Annotated in this window: 13 protein-coding genes; 7 read left to right on the top strand and 6 right to left on the bottom strand. The window is 70.6% G+C overall.

Annotation, left to right across the window (positions count from 1 at the left end; all coding sequences use genetic code 11):
* Positions 1 to 56 precede the first annotated feature (56 nt).
* Positions 57 to 1,268 (top strand): low temperature requirement protein A, encoded by a 1,212-nt coding sequence (locus PKE84_RS15435; protein ID WP_271178155.1) that lies wholly within the window; start codon positions 57 to 59, stop codon positions 1,266 to 1,268.
* On the opposite strand, the gene PKE84_RS15430 is transcribed toward PKE84_RS15435, so the two are convergent.
* The 3 genes from PKE84_RS15430 to PKE84_RS15420 form a co-directional block, all read right to left on the bottom strand.
* The gene (locus PKE84_RS15430; RefSeq protein WP_271178154.1) at positions 1,231 to 1,923 is read right to left on the bottom strand and encodes a lysoplasmalogenase; all 693 of its coding nucleotides are present in this window, start codon (positions 1,921 to 1,923) and stop codon (positions 1,231 to 1,233) included. The genes PKE84_RS15435 and PKE84_RS15430 overlap by 38 nt on opposite strands.
* A gap of 133 nt (positions 1,924 to 2,056) precedes the next feature.
* Complete coding sequence (gene rpsO, locus PKE84_RS15425; RefSeq protein ID WP_271178153.1) at positions 2,057 to 2,326, bottom strand: 30S ribosomal protein S15; 270 nt, start codon at positions 2,324 to 2,326, stop codon at positions 2,057 to 2,059.
* 124 nt (positions 2,327 to 2,450) lie between these two features.
* Positions 2,451 to 3,224 (bottom strand): VOC family protein, encoded by a 774-nt coding sequence (locus PKE84_RS15420; RefSeq protein WP_271178152.1) that lies wholly within the window; start codon positions 3,222 to 3,224, stop codon positions 2,451 to 2,453.
* Positions 3,225 to 3,305: 81 nt separating this feature from the next.
* On the opposite strand from PKE84_RS15420, the gene PKE84_RS15415 reads away from it, so the two are divergent.
* The gene (locus PKE84_RS15415; protein ID WP_271178151.1) at positions 3,306 to 4,346 is read left to right on the top strand and encodes an NAD(P)-dependent alcohol dehydrogenase; all 1,041 of its coding nucleotides are present in this window, start codon (positions 3,306 to 3,308) and stop codon (positions 4,344 to 4,346) included.
* On the opposite strand, the gene pdxR is transcribed toward PKE84_RS15415, so the two are convergent.
* Positions 4,343 to 5,827, bottom strand: coding sequence for a MocR-like pyridoxine biosynthesis transcription factor PdxR (gene pdxR, locus PKE84_RS15410; protein ID WP_271178150.1), 1,485 nt, complete (start codon positions 5,825 to 5,827; stop codon positions 4,343 to 4,345). The two genes, PKE84_RS15415 and pdxR, sit on opposite strands and share 4 nt — an antisense overlap.
* Before the next feature lie 79 nt (positions 5,828 to 5,906).
* Between pdxR and PKE84_RS15405 the strand changes: the two genes are divergently transcribed.
* Positions 5,907 to 6,344: a carboxymuconolactone decarboxylase family protein gene (locus PKE84_RS15405; protein WP_271178149.1), complete on the top strand. Its 438-nt coding sequence runs from the start codon at positions 5,907 to 5,909 to the stop codon at positions 6,342 to 6,344.
* A 66-nt stretch (positions 6,345 to 6,410) separates the two neighbouring features.
* Here the strand turns inward: PKE84_RS15405 and PKE84_RS15400 are convergent, their stop codons facing one another.
* A complete protein-coding gene (locus tag PKE84_RS15400; protein WP_064111564.1) occupies positions 6,411 to 6,785 on the bottom strand; it encodes an FKBP-type peptidyl-prolyl cis-trans isomerase in 375 nt (124 codons plus the stop codon).
* Between the two features lie 217 nt (positions 6,786 to 7,002).
* Between PKE84_RS15400 and PKE84_RS15395 the strand changes: the two genes are divergently transcribed.
* The 3 genes from PKE84_RS15395 (at position 7,003) to PKE84_RS15385 (ending at position 11,266) form a co-directional block, all read left to right on the top strand.
* A complete protein-coding gene (locus PKE84_RS15395; RefSeq protein ID WP_271178148.1) occupies positions 7,003 to 8,214 on the top strand; it encodes an ROK family protein in 1,212 nt (403 codons plus the stop codon).
* Positions 8,215 to 8,374: 160 nt separating this feature from the next.
* Positions 8,375 to 9,730: an MFS transporter gene (locus tag PKE84_RS15390; protein ID WP_271178147.1), complete on the top strand. Its 1,356-nt coding sequence runs from the start codon at positions 8,375 to 8,377 to the stop codon at positions 9,728 to 9,730.
* Positions 9,731 to 9,742: 12 nt separating this feature from the next.
* Positions 9,743 to 11,266 (top strand): carboxylesterase/lipase family protein, encoded by a 1,524-nt coding sequence (locus PKE84_RS15385; protein WP_271178146.1) that lies wholly within the window; start codon positions 9,743 to 9,745, stop codon positions 11,264 to 11,266.
* 72 nt (positions 11,267 to 11,338) lie between these two features.
* Here the strand turns inward: PKE84_RS15385 and PKE84_RS15380 are convergent, their stop codons facing one another.
* On the bottom strand, positions 11,339 to 12,730 hold the full coding sequence (locus PKE84_RS15380; protein WP_271178145.1) for an FAD-binding oxidoreductase: 1,392 nt from the start codon (positions 12,728 to 12,730) through the stop codon (positions 11,339 to 11,341).
* Between the two features lie 225 nt (positions 12,731 to 12,955).
* Between PKE84_RS15380 and PKE84_RS15375 the strand changes: the two genes are divergently transcribed.
* Positions 12,956 to 14,494 (top strand): AlkA N-terminal domain-containing protein, encoded by a 1,539-nt coding sequence (locus PKE84_RS15375; protein ID WP_271178144.1) that lies wholly within the window; start codon positions 12,956 to 12,958, stop codon positions 14,492 to 14,494.
* Positions 14,495 to 14,520: the final 26 nt, after the last annotated feature.

The following is a 14,520-nucleotide window of genomic DNA, read 5'->3' as shown; positions in this document are numbered from 1 at the left end:
CGTGGCCTACCGCGCTATCGTGGCCTACCGCGCCGCCGCGCCCGTCAGAATGAGCTATGACCAACGAGAGTCCCGCCCGGATCCCGATGCTCCGCACGCGCATGACGGCCCGCGACACCACCGAGTCCCATCGGGTCTCGAGCCCGCTGGAGCTCCTCTTCGACCTGACCTTCGTGGTGGCGATCGCCCAGGTCGCCGCGCAACTCGCCGCTGCCTCCGAAGAGGGCGAGATCATGGCCAGGCTCGGGCCGTACTGCATGGTGTTCTTCGCCATCTGGTGGGCCTGGATGAACTTCACGTGGTTCGCCTCGGCGTACGACACGGACGACGTGCTCTACCGGGTGACGACGCTCGTGCAGATGGCCGGTGTGCTCGTGCTGGCCGCCGGCGTGCCGACGGCGTTCGACCACGGCGATTTCACGGCGATCACGATCGGCTACCTGATCATGCGGATCGGCCTCGTGAGCCAGTGGGTGCGGGCCGCGATCGAGCATCCGGATGGCCGGGTGACGGCGCTGCGCTACGCGGCGGGCATCACGCTGGTGCAGGTCGGCTGGCTCTCCCGGCTGGCGCTTCCCGCCGAGTGGGGCTGGTGGACCTTCGTGATCCTCGCGGCGCTCGACCTGTCGGTGCCGCTCTGGGCCGAGCGCACCGGGAAGACGGCGTGGCATCCTCACCACATCGCGGAGCGCTACGGCCTGTTCACGATCATCGTGCTCGGCGAGTCGGTCTCGGCTTCGGCGATCGGCGTGCAGAAGGGCCTGGCGGACAGCGGCGTGACCGCGGCCCTCGTCACGATCGCGGCCGCCGGACTGGTGCTGCTGTTCGGCCTCTGGTGGCTCTACTTCCTCGAACCGGCTGCCGAGGGGCTCGCGAGCCGCCGCGGACGCTCGTTCTACTGGGGGTACGGCCACTACTTCGTCTTCGCGTCGCTCGCCGCCCTCGGCGCCGGGCTCGAGGTCGCGGTGCAGGCCGGCGCCGCACACGACGGCGCCGCACACGGAGAACTCCCCGACCTGGTCGTCTCGTACGCGATCGCCGTTCCCGTGGCCGTCTATCTGCTGATGCTCTGGGCGCTGCACGCCCCGCTGGTGCCGGAGGTGGTCATCCGCCCGCTGAAGACGAGCGGGGCCGTGATCGCGGTGCTGATCCTGCCGTTGGCCTCGGGGGTGATCGGCCTGGTCGGCGTCGTGATCGGTATCGCGGTCGTCGCCGCAGCCCTCGTCGCCCTCACCCTGCTCGACCAGGCGCTCGCGGCGCGGCGCTGACCTCGACGGGTTCGCCGGCTGCGCGTCGACCGGTGACCGTGCGAACGATCCCGGCGACCATGAGCCCCTGGCCGGCCAGGTAGGTCAGCATGATCAGGAAGTCGATCTGCCACGGATGGAAGCCGGGCAGGAACAACCGGAAGCCCAGCAGCGAGTCCGACACCAGGAACGCCGCCGAACCGATCGCGATCCAGCGGTTGCAGGCCGACCCCACGGCGGCGAGCGCCCCGAGCACCAGCCCGTAGAGGGCGAGAGGTGCAAGCATCGCCCCGGCGTGCGGCGCCAGGATGCCCACGAGCGCCACCCACCACACCAGGTAGACGCCGGCCCACCAGCGGGGCCGCGCTCGCACGCGCATCCGGCGCCAGAACAGGGTGAGGTAGGCGACGTGACCGAGCAGGAAGAAGCCGAGACCGATCAGGAAGCCGGGGCCTGCGTCCATCAGGGAGACGTCGCCGAGCCAGCCGAACAGGATGGCCAGCGAAGCCAGCAACGCGACCTCGCCTCGGCGCCGGGGCAGCGCCCAGAGCAGGGCGACCAGCAGCGCCGGCATGAGCAGGGGTTTGGTGATGGCCGTCAGTGCATCGATTCCGAACAGCTGGGAGACCAGATGGAGGATGCCGACGACGATGTACGGCAGGAACGGGAGCGCCACGCCACGAGCGTAGCGGTTCGCTCTCCCCCGGAATGACGAACGGGCCACCACCCGGAGGTGATGGCCCGTTCGCAAGAAGTTCGCGTCAGCAGCGAAGAGCTGCCGCTGTGACTCCGAAGGGTTCGACAGCGCCTTAGCGGCGCAGACCGAGGCGCTCGATGAGAGCGCGGTACCGGTTGATGTCGATGTCCGACAGGTAGCCGAGCAGGCGGCGACGCTGACCGACCAGGAGGAGCAGGCCACGACGCGAGTGGTGGTCGTGCTTGTGCTCCTTGAGGTGCTCGGTGAGGTCCTTGATCCGCTTGGTCAGGATTGCAACCTGGACCTCGGGGGATCCGGTGTCACCGGGGTGGGTCGCGTACTCTTCGATGATCGCCTTCTTGACATCTGCATCAAGTGCCATAGAGGGATCCCCTTTCTCTTCGTTGCGCGGTGCCCGGGGCAGAATGCCTGGGCTCTCTTTATCCGCGGCCGTCAGACGGCAACCTGGAAAGTCTACCAGAGGGATCCTGTGGCGGTCGCCGGACTCAGGCGGCCTCCGGCTCGGGTTCGAGCAGTGCGAACGCTCCGCCGAACGGGTCGACGACCGTGACCCAGCGCCCGACGCCGGGGGCGGAACCGCGTTCGTTGAGCAGCGTTCCGCCCAACTCGGTGAGCCGGACGACCGCGGCGTCGAGATCGGCGACGTTGAAGTACACGAGCCAATGGGGCGGGATGTCGGCGGCAGGCTCGATCGCTCCGGCGACCGAGGTCTCCCCCACGTCGAACAGCGAATAGACGCCGTCGCCCATCGCCATCTGACTCGTGCCGACGCCGAGCACGTTCTCGTAGAAGTCGAACGACGACTCGCAGCCGCCCTCGACCAGCTCGACCCAGTCGACGGCGCCCGGTTCCTCACGCAGCCAGGGCGAGTCCTTCTCCTTCTGCCACAGCCCGAACACCGCACCGGCGGGGTCGGCGACGATGGAGAGCTGAACGCCAGGGGCGAGCTCGCCGGGCGGCAGCAGGACCGCTCCTCCGGCCGCCGTCGCCGCGGCCGCGGACGCGTCGATGTCGTCCACTGTGAAGTACGTCGTCCACACCGAACGGCTGCCCGCCGGCATCGTCGGCGGCAGCGGGCCGATCGCCGTCACGGGCACTCCGCGCATCGTCGCCACGGAATAGCCGCCGGTCTCGGCGGACGCGGCCGGCAGCTCCCACTCGAACAGCTGACGGTAGAAGGCGGCGGCGCCGGCCTGGTCGGTGCTCTGCAGATCGACCCAGATCGGCGTGCCCTGCGGGAAGGAGTCGATGATCGGCATGGCCCACACCATACGCCGGTGGTCCGGCGCCGCGCGAGGGCGTCGGCCGCGCACGGACGAAGGCGGAGTACGGTGCGGACCATGAAGGCACTCCAATATCGCGAGATCGGTTCCCGCCCAGAAGTCGTCAGCATCCCGGACCCGCAGGTCGGTCCCGGCCAGGTGCTCCTGAAAGTCACCGCTGCCGGGGTCTGCCATTCCGACGAGTTCATCATGAGCCTGCCGGCCGAGGCGTACGTCTACGGTCTTCCCCTCACCCTCGGTCACGAGGGGGCGGGCATCGTCGAGGCGGTCGGCGAAGGGGTGAGCGGCGTGAAGCCCGGCGACTCCGTCGCGGTCTACGGACCGTGGGGCTGCGGCCGCTGCCACATGTGCGCCCAGGGCAAGGAGAACTACTGCCTCAACGCAGAGGCGGAGGGCATCCGGCCGCCCGGACTCGGGGCGCCCGGCTCGATGGCCGAGTACATGATCGTCGACAACGAGCGCCATCTCGTTCCGCTCGGCGATCTCGACCCGGTGAAGAACGTCTCGCTGACGGATGCCGGGCTCACGCCTTACCACGCGATCAAGACCTCACTGCCCAAGCTCGGCGCCGGGACCACCGCCGTCGTGATCGGCGCCGGCGGACTCGGACACGTGGGCATCCAGATCCTGCGGGCGATCAGCGGGGCGACGGTCGTCGCCCTCGACGTCAGCGACGAGAAGCTCGATCTGGCCACCCAGGTAGGCGCGCAGCACACCTTCCTGTCGAATCCGGATGCGGTGGGCGCCGTGCGCGACCTCACCGGCGGCCGCGGGGCGAACGCGGTGTTCGACTTCGTGGGCGTGCAGCCGACGGTCGAACTGGCCTCGGCGATGGCGGGAACGGAAGGGGACGTGACCATCGTCGGCATCGGCGGCGGCGCCCTCCCCGTCGGCTTCGGCCGCATCGCCTACGACGTGGCCGTGCGCACGCCGTACTGGGGCTCGCGGGCGGAGCTGATCGAGACCTTCGACCTGGCGCGCGCGGGCTCCGTCGAAGTGGAGATCGAGACCTACAGCCTCGACGAGGCCCCGAAGGCGTACGAGCGGCTGCACGAGGGCAAGATCCGCGGGCGCGCCGTCATCCTGCCGAACGGCTAGCCCGCGGGCTGCGGATGCGCGGAGCGGGCGATCGCGCGCGACAGCAGCCGCAGGCCGTCTGGCACATCCGCCTCGGCGATCGAGCCGAACCCGAGCAGCAGGCCGTCGGGAGCACCGTGGCCGAGGGTGAACCGGGAGAGCGCCTGCACCGCGACGCCGGAGGCGGCGGCGTCGGCGACGACCCGGGCGGCGTCGAAGGGGATCGACGCATCGGCGGGCACGACGCACAGGTGCAGGCCGGCGACCGAAGGGACCACGCGCATGCTCTCGCCGAGAAGACTCTCGACGTGGGCGGCGATGCTCCGCTGGCGGGCTCCGTACGCCTTGGTCGCCTGGCGCACGTGCCGCGCGAAGCCGCCCGAGTCGATGAAACGCGCCATCGCCGCCTGGGTCAGGTAGTCGTTGTGCCAGTCGGTCAAGCGCTTGGCGCTGCGCAGCGCGGGCATCAGCGATGCCGGGGCGATCAGGAAACCGAGCCGGAGCGCCGGCAGCATCGTCTTCGAGAAGGTGCCGACGTAGACCACTCTTCCTTCGCCGTCGAGACTCTGCAGCGGGTCGAGGGGCCGATCGCCGAAACGGTACTCGCTGTCGTAGTCGTCTTCGATGATCACTGCGTCGTTCGCCGAGGCCCAGGACAGCAGTGCCGTGCGGCGCTCCAGCGACAGCACGGCGCCGGTCGGGAACTGATGCGACGGGGTGGTGTACACGAGGCGTGCGCGGGGCGGCAGCGAGTCCACCCGGATGCCGTGCTCGTCGACCGGCACCGGCACGACCCGGGCGCCCAGGGTCTCGAACAGCTGTCGCACGGGCGGGTATCCGGGGTCTTCGACGGCCACCAGATCACCGGGATCGACCAGGATGCGGGCGATCAGGTCGAAGGCCTGCTGGGCGCCGCTCGTGATGAGCACGTCGTCGGCGGCGGCATCCACCGATCGTGCGACACCGAGATGCCGGGCGAGAGCCTCGCGCAACCGTTTCAGACCGGCGGGGTCGGCGTAGTGGGCGGAGCGCAGGATGCCGCCCCGCAACTCTCCGGCGACGAGCCGCCGCCACTGCTCGATCGGGAAGAGCGCCGGGTCGGGAGTGCCGACGCTGAAGTCGTACGCGATCGGCAGCGGCTCCGTCCACAGCGGGTCGTCGATGTGCCGCCAGTGCCGACGAGGAAGGGCGCCGGCGTGCCGGCCCGCGTGCGGGGAGTCGCCTCGCCCGGCCGCGCGGCGGGACGCGACGGTCGACGGCGCGCCGGTGGCGGCGACGTAGGTTCCCGAGCCCACCTTCGATGCCAGGTAGCCCTCGGCGGTGAGGCGTTCGTAGGCGACCGTCACCGTCGTGCGCGAGACGGCGAGCTGCGACGCCAGATCGCGCGAGGCCGGAAGCCGCTCGCCCCGCCGCAGCCGCCCGTCGCGGATGGCGTCGCGCAGCTGCCGGTAGATGCGGTCGGCGCGGTCGCCCCTGCTCTCGATCTGAACATGCACGTCCATCCGAGCCTCCCGATTGGCCTGATCGGAACCGTATGAATTGGATCTTACTGCGGGCCAATGGCGCTTCTACTCTCGAGGCATGACAGAACGAATCGACATCTCGTCCCTGGTCCCCGAGGGGTACCGCAAAGTGATCAACCTCGACGGCTACGTCGGCCAGCGCGTGGAGCAGCCGCTCGGCGACCTCGTGCGCCTGCGCGCCTCCCAGCTCAACGGCTGCACCTTCTGCGTCGACATGCACTCGGTCGACCTGCAGACCGCCGGGGTGCCGCTGCGCAAGATCTTCTCGGTCATCACCTGGCGCGAGTCCGAATGGTTCAGCGAGCGGGAGCGCATCGCCCTCGAACTCACCGAGGAGATCACGCTCATCCAGGGCGGCGTCTCCGACGAACTGTTCGCCCGGGCACGTGCCGAGTTCGGCGACGAGGGCCTCAGCGACCTCATCCTCGCCATCGGCACCATCAACATCTGGAACCGCATCGCCATCCCGACCCTGATGGCGCCCCCGGCGCTCTGACGCACGGAGCGCGAGAAGGCCCCCATCCGAAACCGGACGGGGGCCTTCACACTGTTCGCGACGGGATCAGCTGACGCCGAGCAGGTCGATCACGAAGATCAGGGTCTTGCCCGACAGCGGGTGACCGCCACCGGCCGGTCCGTAGGCCTGCGCCGGCGGAACGGTGAGCTTGCGACGGCCGCCGACCTTCATTCCGGGGATGCCGTCCTGCCAGCCCTTGATGAGGTTGTTGAGGGGGAAGTTGATGGACTGCCCGCGGCTCCACGACGAGTCGAACTCCTCGCCCGTCTCGTACTCGACGCCGAGGTAGTGCACGTCGACCTTCGAGCCGGGGGTCGCTTCGGGGCCGGTGCCCTCCACGATGTCGACGATCTCGAGCGTCTCGGGAGCCGGGCCCTCGGGGGCGTCGACCTCGGGCTTCTGGTTGGTGTTTTCTGCCATGCGTCCATCCAACCCGCTCACGAGCATCCGCGTCAAAGGCGTTCGCTCAGCGCACATGTCCGAAATCCGCTCTTGCGCTCGTCGCCGATGCGGAGCAGTCTAAAGACAGATCTCATAGATCAACTCGTCGTCCGGGAGAGTCGCAGGCATCGCCGCACCACCGGACGATGAGTCTGTTAACGCCCGTGTCGCATCCGGGCTGTGGCATCCTGACGGAATGAGCGATTCCGGGTCGGCCAGCCTCGTCAGCGGCGACGTCCGCACCCACAATCTGTCGCTGCTCATGCGACGGCTCGTGGATGCCGGCCCGAGCGCACGCAGCGACCTCGCCTCGGCCACGGGTCTCGCCCGCGGCTCGGTGACCGCGCTCGTCGGCGTGCTCATCGAGGCCGGCCTGGTGCGCGAGACAGAGGTGGTGCCCGGAGAGGGCGCGGGCCGCCCCAGGACGCTGCTCAGCATCGCGGCGGACTCCGTCGCGCTGCTCGCCCTGCAGCTCGACGCCGACCAGGCGATCGCCGTCGCGCACGACTTAGACGGCACGGAGCTGCTGCGCGTCGCCGAACATCATGGCCGGCCGATGGGAGACCCGGAGGCCGTGATCGATGTCGCCGCGCGGGTGCTGGGATCCGCCCTCGACGACCTCGAGGCCGGCGGACGACGCGTCGCCGGCCTGACTGTCGTGGTGTTCGCGCCGGTCGGCGAGGAGCCGCGGGTCGTCGTCGCCGACACCGACCTCGGATGGGGGCGCGTCGATGTTCTCGCCGGCCTGCGTGCGCTCGAGCCCCGGCTTCCGCGCTCGGCCACGCTCACCAGCGACGTGATCGCCGCGGCCCTCGCCGAGGCCAGCCTGATCGACGACGTGACCGATCTGCTCTACCTCAAGAGCAACAGCGGTATCGGGGGCGCGATCATCTCGGGAGGCGTCCTGGTCGAGGGGCGCCACCACCTCGCCGGTGCCCTCGGCCACATCGCGGTGGACTACGACGGCGCGCTCTGCGACTGCGGCCAACGCGGGTGCCTGGTCACCGTCGCCGGCCCGGATGTCGTGCTCGAGCGCGCAGGACTCGCCGACGTTCTGCAGCACGACGGCCTGACGCGCGCGCTCGAGCTCCTCGTCGAACGCGTGCACACCGGCGACGAGGAGGCCACCGCCGCGTTCGTCGCCGCTGCCGACTGGGTCGCCCGGGCGATCGCCATCGTGCGCATGACGCTCGACCCGCAGATCATCCTGCTCGGAGGGTACTGGGCCGAACTCAGCGATCTCATCGGCGCTCCCGCCGCGCAGCGGATGCGCTTGGCCGCGTACGGCAGCGAGCTCGCTCCCCCTCCGGTCGTCGCGGGCACCCTGGGCGCCGACGCCGCCATCCTCGGCGCGCTCTGGCGGCTCCGCGCCGACCTGCTCGCCGACCCGCTGGCCCTCTCCGCCTGACCGTCCGAGCGACGTCGGCCGATGGCTGATTCCGGCCTAATTGATTCGAGGGTTGAAGTATTTACACCGAGACCTCATACTCATAACCGAGCGACGCACGGTTTCTCCCGCGTCGCACGGCTCCCGAAGGGCCGCAACCCACTCAACGAAGAGGAGTGTTGTGTCTACGCATCCACCCGAGTTCGACGCCGTCGAACCCTTCGCCGCCACAGCGGCTGCAGCATCCCCCGCCCCCACCGACCTCGGCGATGCCGTCGTCGTCGACCGCGCGACCACCGAAGCCGGTCCCACACCGCATTCGCCCTCGAACCGGCGCCCCCTCCTCCCCTCCCTCGCGATCACCTCGCTGGTGCTGTTCGCCACGTATTCGGGCCTGATCGCGGTGCTCCTCCCCCTTCAGGTCACGGCCATCGATCCGGTGCACAAGATCAACAACCTGGCCATCGTGACGACGACCTCCTTCGTCTTCACGCTCTTCGCGCAGCCGATCGTCGGAGCCTTCAGCGACCGGACCCGCAGCCGGATGGGCCGCCGCGCCCCGTGGATGATCATCGGAGCCGCGGTCGGTGCCGTGTTCCTGGCCGGCCTCGGCAGCCTCAGCTCGATCCTCTGGATCACGATCTTCTGGGTCGTCATCCAGGTGTCGCTGAACGCGTTGCAGGGTCCCCTCACCGCGATCACCCCCGACCGGTTCCCGCGCAGCAAGCGCGGAGTCGCGTCGGCCATGGTCGGCATCGGAACGATGGCGGGCGGCACGATCGGAGTGCTGGTCGCCGGGCAGCTGGCCGCGAACATCGGGGTCGGGTACACGATCTTCGGCGTCGCAGTGCTCGTCGTCACGCTCGCCTTCGTGTTGATCAATCGGGACTACTCGAGCCGCAACGCCGTGCACCCTCCGTTCAGCTGGAAGACCTTCGCCGCCGGCTTCTGGATCAACCCGCGGAGGAACCCCGACTTCGCGTGGGCCTTCGCCGCCCGCTTCCTGTTCATCCTGGGGTACTTCGTCACCTTCGGGTACCAGCTGTTCATCCTCACCGACTACATCCGGATGACCACCGAGCAGGCGACCGGCGCGATCGGTCTGCTCAGCATCGCTTCGCTCGTGACCACCGTGGTGTCGGTGTCCCTCGCCGGATGGCTGAGCGACAAGCTCGGCCGCCGCAAGGTGTTCATCTACGCGGCGAGCGCACTGATGATCGTCGGTCTCGCCATCCCGCTGATCTCCCCCACCCTCACCGGGATGCTGGTGATGAGCGCGATCAACGGATTCGGCTTCGGCCTCTACATGGCGTGCGACACCGCCCTGATGACCGAGGTGCTGCCGGGCGGCGGCACGGCGGCGGCCAAGGATCTCGGCATTCTCAATGTCGCCACGAACATCCCGCAGGCCCTCAGCCCGACGGTCGCGGCGGTGCTGATCGGCGTGGTCGGCGGATTCCCGGCCCTGTTCGTCTTCGGGATGATCGCCGTCGCGCTCGCGGCTTTCGTCCTCATCCCCATCAAGAGCGTTCGTTAGGAGAATGACAGTATGAGCACCCCCACCACCCCGCCCGAGGTCGACACCACCGCCGGACGCGTCCGCGGCACCTGGCGCGACGGGTCGGCCGCCTTCCTCGGCATCCCGTTCGCCGAGCCGCCGGTCGGAGACCTCCGTTTCGCCGCCCCGGTGCCGCACCGATCCTGGCCCGGCGTGCGCGACGCCGTCGAGTACGGCGCCACACCGCAGCGCGCGGCACTCAGCGAGGTCACCCTCATCCCGGAGCCGTCGATCGCCGGGGACTCGACGCTGAACGTCAACGTGTTCACCCCCGCCCCGGCCGACACCGGAGCCGCGCTGCCCGTCCTCGTCTACATCCACGGCGGTGGTTTCGTCGCCGGGTCGCCCGCCAGCCCCTGGTACGACGGGGCCGCCTTCAACCGCGACGGCGTCGTGACCGTGTCGGTCTCGTACCGTCTGGGCTTCGACGGCTTCGGCTGGATCGAGGACGCGCCGCAGAACCGCGGCATCCTCGACTGGATCCTCGCCCTCGAGTGGGTACGGGACAACATCCGGTCGTTCGGCGGCGACCCGTCGCGCGTGACGATCGCCGGGCAGTCCGCCGGCGGCGGCGCGGTGCTCAGCCTGCTCGCCGTGCCATCGGCGGCGTCGCTCTTCCACGGCGTGATCAGCATCTCGGGGGCGACGAGCGATCTTCCGCTCGCCGAGGCGGAGACGCTGGGCAGACGACTCGCCGCGGAGGGAGGCGTCGAGCCGACCCGCGCCGGCCTCGGAACCCTCGATGAGAGCGTCGTCCTCGAGCTGCAGGCGAGGATCGCCTCTCCCGTGCCCGAGCCGGATGCGACGGGCGATGCCGACCCGCTGGCTCCTCTGGTGGCGCTCGCATCCGGCGGACTGAGCTGGGGGCCCGTCGTCGACGGCGAGCTGCTGCCCGAGCCGATCGCTGCAGCGCTCGCCCGCGGCGTCGGCGCCGACAAGGCGCTGGTGCTCGGCGCGACGGACAACGAGTTCAACATGGCGCTCGCGCCGCAGGCGGAGGCGCTCGCCGCCGTGCCGGCCGCGGCGATCCTGTCCCGATTCGGTCTCGCCGACGACACGGTCGCCGCGTACGCCGAGGAGCACGCTGCGTCGGGGACGGCCGGCGTCATCGGCCAGTACCTGACCGACCGGATGTTCCGCACCACCGCCCTCGCGCTGGCCAGGGAACGCGCCGCGACGGGAGCGCCGACCTGGCTCTACCGGTTCGCCTGGGCATCGCCCACGATCGGAGGAGCATGCCACTGCCTCGACATGCCGTTCTTCTTCGACTGCCTCGGCAGCGAACGTGTCGACTACATCGCCGGCCCGAACCCGCCCCAGGCGCTCGCGGACGACGTGCACGGCGCGGCCGTGGCGTTCATCACGACGGGCGACCCCGGCTGGACGCCGTTCGACACGACGGATGAGCCGGGCCGCGTGTTCGATGTACCGTCGCGCACCGAGGCGCGAGCATACGCCGACGTCGAGCTCCTGATGCCGGCCGCCACGGGCGTCGGCGTCGCGGCGAACGCGTAGTCCACTCCCGTCGACCACCCCGCGCGGCCGGACCTTTCACCGGCCGCGCGGGGTCTCGTCATCCAGCGCCGTTCAGCCGAACACCTTGCCCGGGTTCAGGATGCCCAGCGGGTCGAACACCGACTTGAGCTTGACCTGCAGATCGTAGGAGTCCGGCCCGAGCTCGTCGGCCAGCCAGCGGCGCTTGAGCACGCCGACCCCGTGCTCGCCCGTCAGCGTGCCACCGAGCTCGATGGCCGTGCGGAAGAGGTCGTTCGCGGCGTCCCAGACCGCCTCCGGCACGACGTCACCGCTGTAGACGAAGTTGGGGTGCAGGTTGCCGTCGCCGGCGTGCGCCACGGTCGGGATCGCGATGCCGTGCCGCGCGGAGATGCTCTCGATCGCCGCGAACATCTCGGCCATCCGGGAGCGCGGGACCGAGACGTCCTCGATCAGCACCTCGCCCGTGGCGGCGAGCGCCGGATGGAAGGCGCGGCGGATCGCCAGCAGCCGTTCGCCGGCCTCGGCGTCGACGGAGACCTCGACGGTGCCCCCGGCCTCCCGGATGACCTGTGCGGCCGCTTCGGCGTCGTCGGCCGCCGAGAGCCCGTCGAACTGGGTGAGCAGGTAACTGCCGCCGTGGGTGACGCCGAACGCCTCGGCGATGACCTGCTCGCCCAGGTAGGCCGAGATGCGTTCGAGCGAGGGGCCGTCGAGGATCTCCATGACCGCAGGGCGCAGCCGTGACGCGGTGACCCGCGCCGCGGCGCCGGCGGCGGTGCGCACATCCGGGAACAGGGCGCCGATCGTGGTCGGGACACCGGGCGGGATCGGGAGCACCCGCACCGTGGCCCCGACGATCACGCCGAGGGTCCCCTCCGAGCCGACGAACAGGGCGGTGATGTCGAAGCCGGTGACGCCTTTGACGGTGCGGTGGCCGGTGCTGATGAGCCGTCCATCCGGCAGCACGATATCGAGGGCGAGCACGGCTTCGCGCGTCACGCCGTACTTGGCGCAGAGCAGACCGCCCGCGTTGGTCGCGATGTTTCCGCCGACGGTCGAGATCGCCTTGCTCGCCGGGTCGGGCGCGAACCAGAGTCCGAAGGGCTCCAAGGCGGCGTTGAGGTCGGCGTTGATCACGCCGGGCTCCACCACGGCGAGTTCGTCGTCGGCCGAGATCTCGACGATGCGGTTCATCCCGGTGACGCTGAGCACGATCGAGCCGTCGGTGCCGTTCGCGCCGCCGGCGAGGCCGGTGCCGGCGCCGCGGGGCACGACGGGCACGCGGAACTCGCTCGCCGCCCGGAGGGTCGCCTGTACGTGCTCGACGGTGGTGGCGTGCACGACGGCCAGCGGCCGGCCGTCGGCGATCCATCCGGAGCGGTCGGTGCGAGCTGCCTCCAGCTCGGCGTCATCCGTGCTGAGCACTCCCGAGGCGACCGCCTCGTCGCCGAGTGCCGCCCTGAGCCAGTCGAGAACATCCATGCCACTCACTCTAGAAGCCGCTCGCCGCGCTTCCGCGCGCACTCCACCCCCACCGCCGGCAATCGAGTCCGAAGTTGTTGCACCGCAGCCTCGGCGTGTCGTCGCAACAAGTTCGGACTCGATTGAAGTGGGCTCGGGGGGCGGGGCGGGGCGGGCGGGCGGGGGCGCGCGGGTGATGTCCGAAATCCGCTATCGGATGTCGGCGGGCGGTGGCAGGCTGGGCGCATGAGCAGTGCACACGCAGCCCTGGAGCGGCCGGAGGAGTTCGACGATCCGGTGTTCGCCGAGCGCTACCGCGCCATGAGCGCCCGGGATGCGCGCTTCGACGGCCAGTTCATCACCGGCGTGCACTCCACCGGCATCTACTGCCGCCCCAGCTGTCCGGCGGTCTCGCCGAAGCCGTCGAACGTCACCTTCTACCTGACCGCAGCGGCCGCCCACGAAGCCGGGCTGCGTGCGTGCAAACGATGCCTGCCGGATGCCGTGCCGGGGTCGCCCGAGTGGAACATGCGCGACGACCTGGCCGCCCGCGCCATGCGGCTGATCGCCGACGGCACCGTCGAGCGCGAAGGCGTCCCCGGCCTCGCCCACCGCCTCGGCTACACACCGCGGCATCTCGGCCGGGTGCTCGTCGCCGAGCTCGGCGCCGGTCCCCTCGCCCTCGCCCGTGCGCACCGCGCACAGACCGCCCGCCTGCTGCTGGCCGGCACCGACCTGTCGATCACCGACGTCGCGTTCGCCGCGGGGTTCACGAGCGTTCGCCAGTTCAACGAGACGATGGCCGACATCTACAGAACGACGCCCGGCGACATCCGATCCGCCGCCGCGCGCCGGTCGGGCACGAAGCGTGCGCCGGGCGGCCACCACGACGCGACGGGCGACGCGACGGGCGACGCGACCCTGTCGCTGCGCCTGCCCGCGCGTGCGCCGTTCGACGGAGCCGCTCTCCTCGGCTTCCTCACGGCACGGTCGATCGCCGGCGCCGAGCTCGGCGGAGACGGCACCTACGCGCGGGCGATCGCGCTGCCGCACGGTCCCGCGACCGTCCGCCTCACGCTCGGCGGCACCGCGTCCGCGCCGCATGTGCTGTGCGACACGACACTGTCGGATGTCGCCGACCTCGCACCGCTCGTCGCCCGCATCCGGCGCCTGCTCGATCTCGACGCCGACGCGCAGGCCATCGACGACGCCCTGGCCGCCGATCCCGCTCTCGCGGCGAGCGTCGCGGCTGCTCCCGGCCGTCGCGTGCCGGGTGCGGTGGACGCCGACGAGATCCTGTTCCGTGCCCTGATCGGCCAGCAGGTGTCGGTGCCGGCCGCCCGCACGGCACTCACTCGGCTCACCGAGGCACTGGGCGAGCCGATCGCCCTCGGTGGCTTCACCCGTCTGTTCCCGACCGCGGCCGCCATCGCCGAGCACGGTCGTGAGGTGCTCAGGGGGCCGGCGAAGCGCGTCGACGCCATCGTCGCGACGGCGGAGGCGCTCGCGACGGGCGACCTGGTCATCGACGTCGGCGAGTCGCGCGAGGAGCTCGAGGCCCGTCTGGTCGCGCGGCCGGGCATCGGACCGTGGACGGCCGGCTACGTCGCGATGCGCGTGCTGGGAAGCCCGGACATCCTGCTGACGAGCGACCTGGCCATCCGGCAGGGGGCGGCCAAGCTCGGGCTGCCGTCCGAGGCACGCGCCCTCGCCGCGCACGGCGCGAGCTGGGCGCCGTGGCGCAGCTATGCAGGAATGCACCTGTGGCGCGCGGCTTCGGCGTAGGATTCCAGACGTAACTGCGCGATCCG

It is taken from the genome of Leifsonia poae (assembly GCF_027921845.1).
GTDB classification, from domain to species: Bacteria; Actinomycetota; Actinomycetes; order Actinomycetales; family Microbacteriaceae; genus Leifsonia; species Leifsonia poae.
This window is presented reverse-complemented; position numbering and strand designations above follow the sequence as displayed.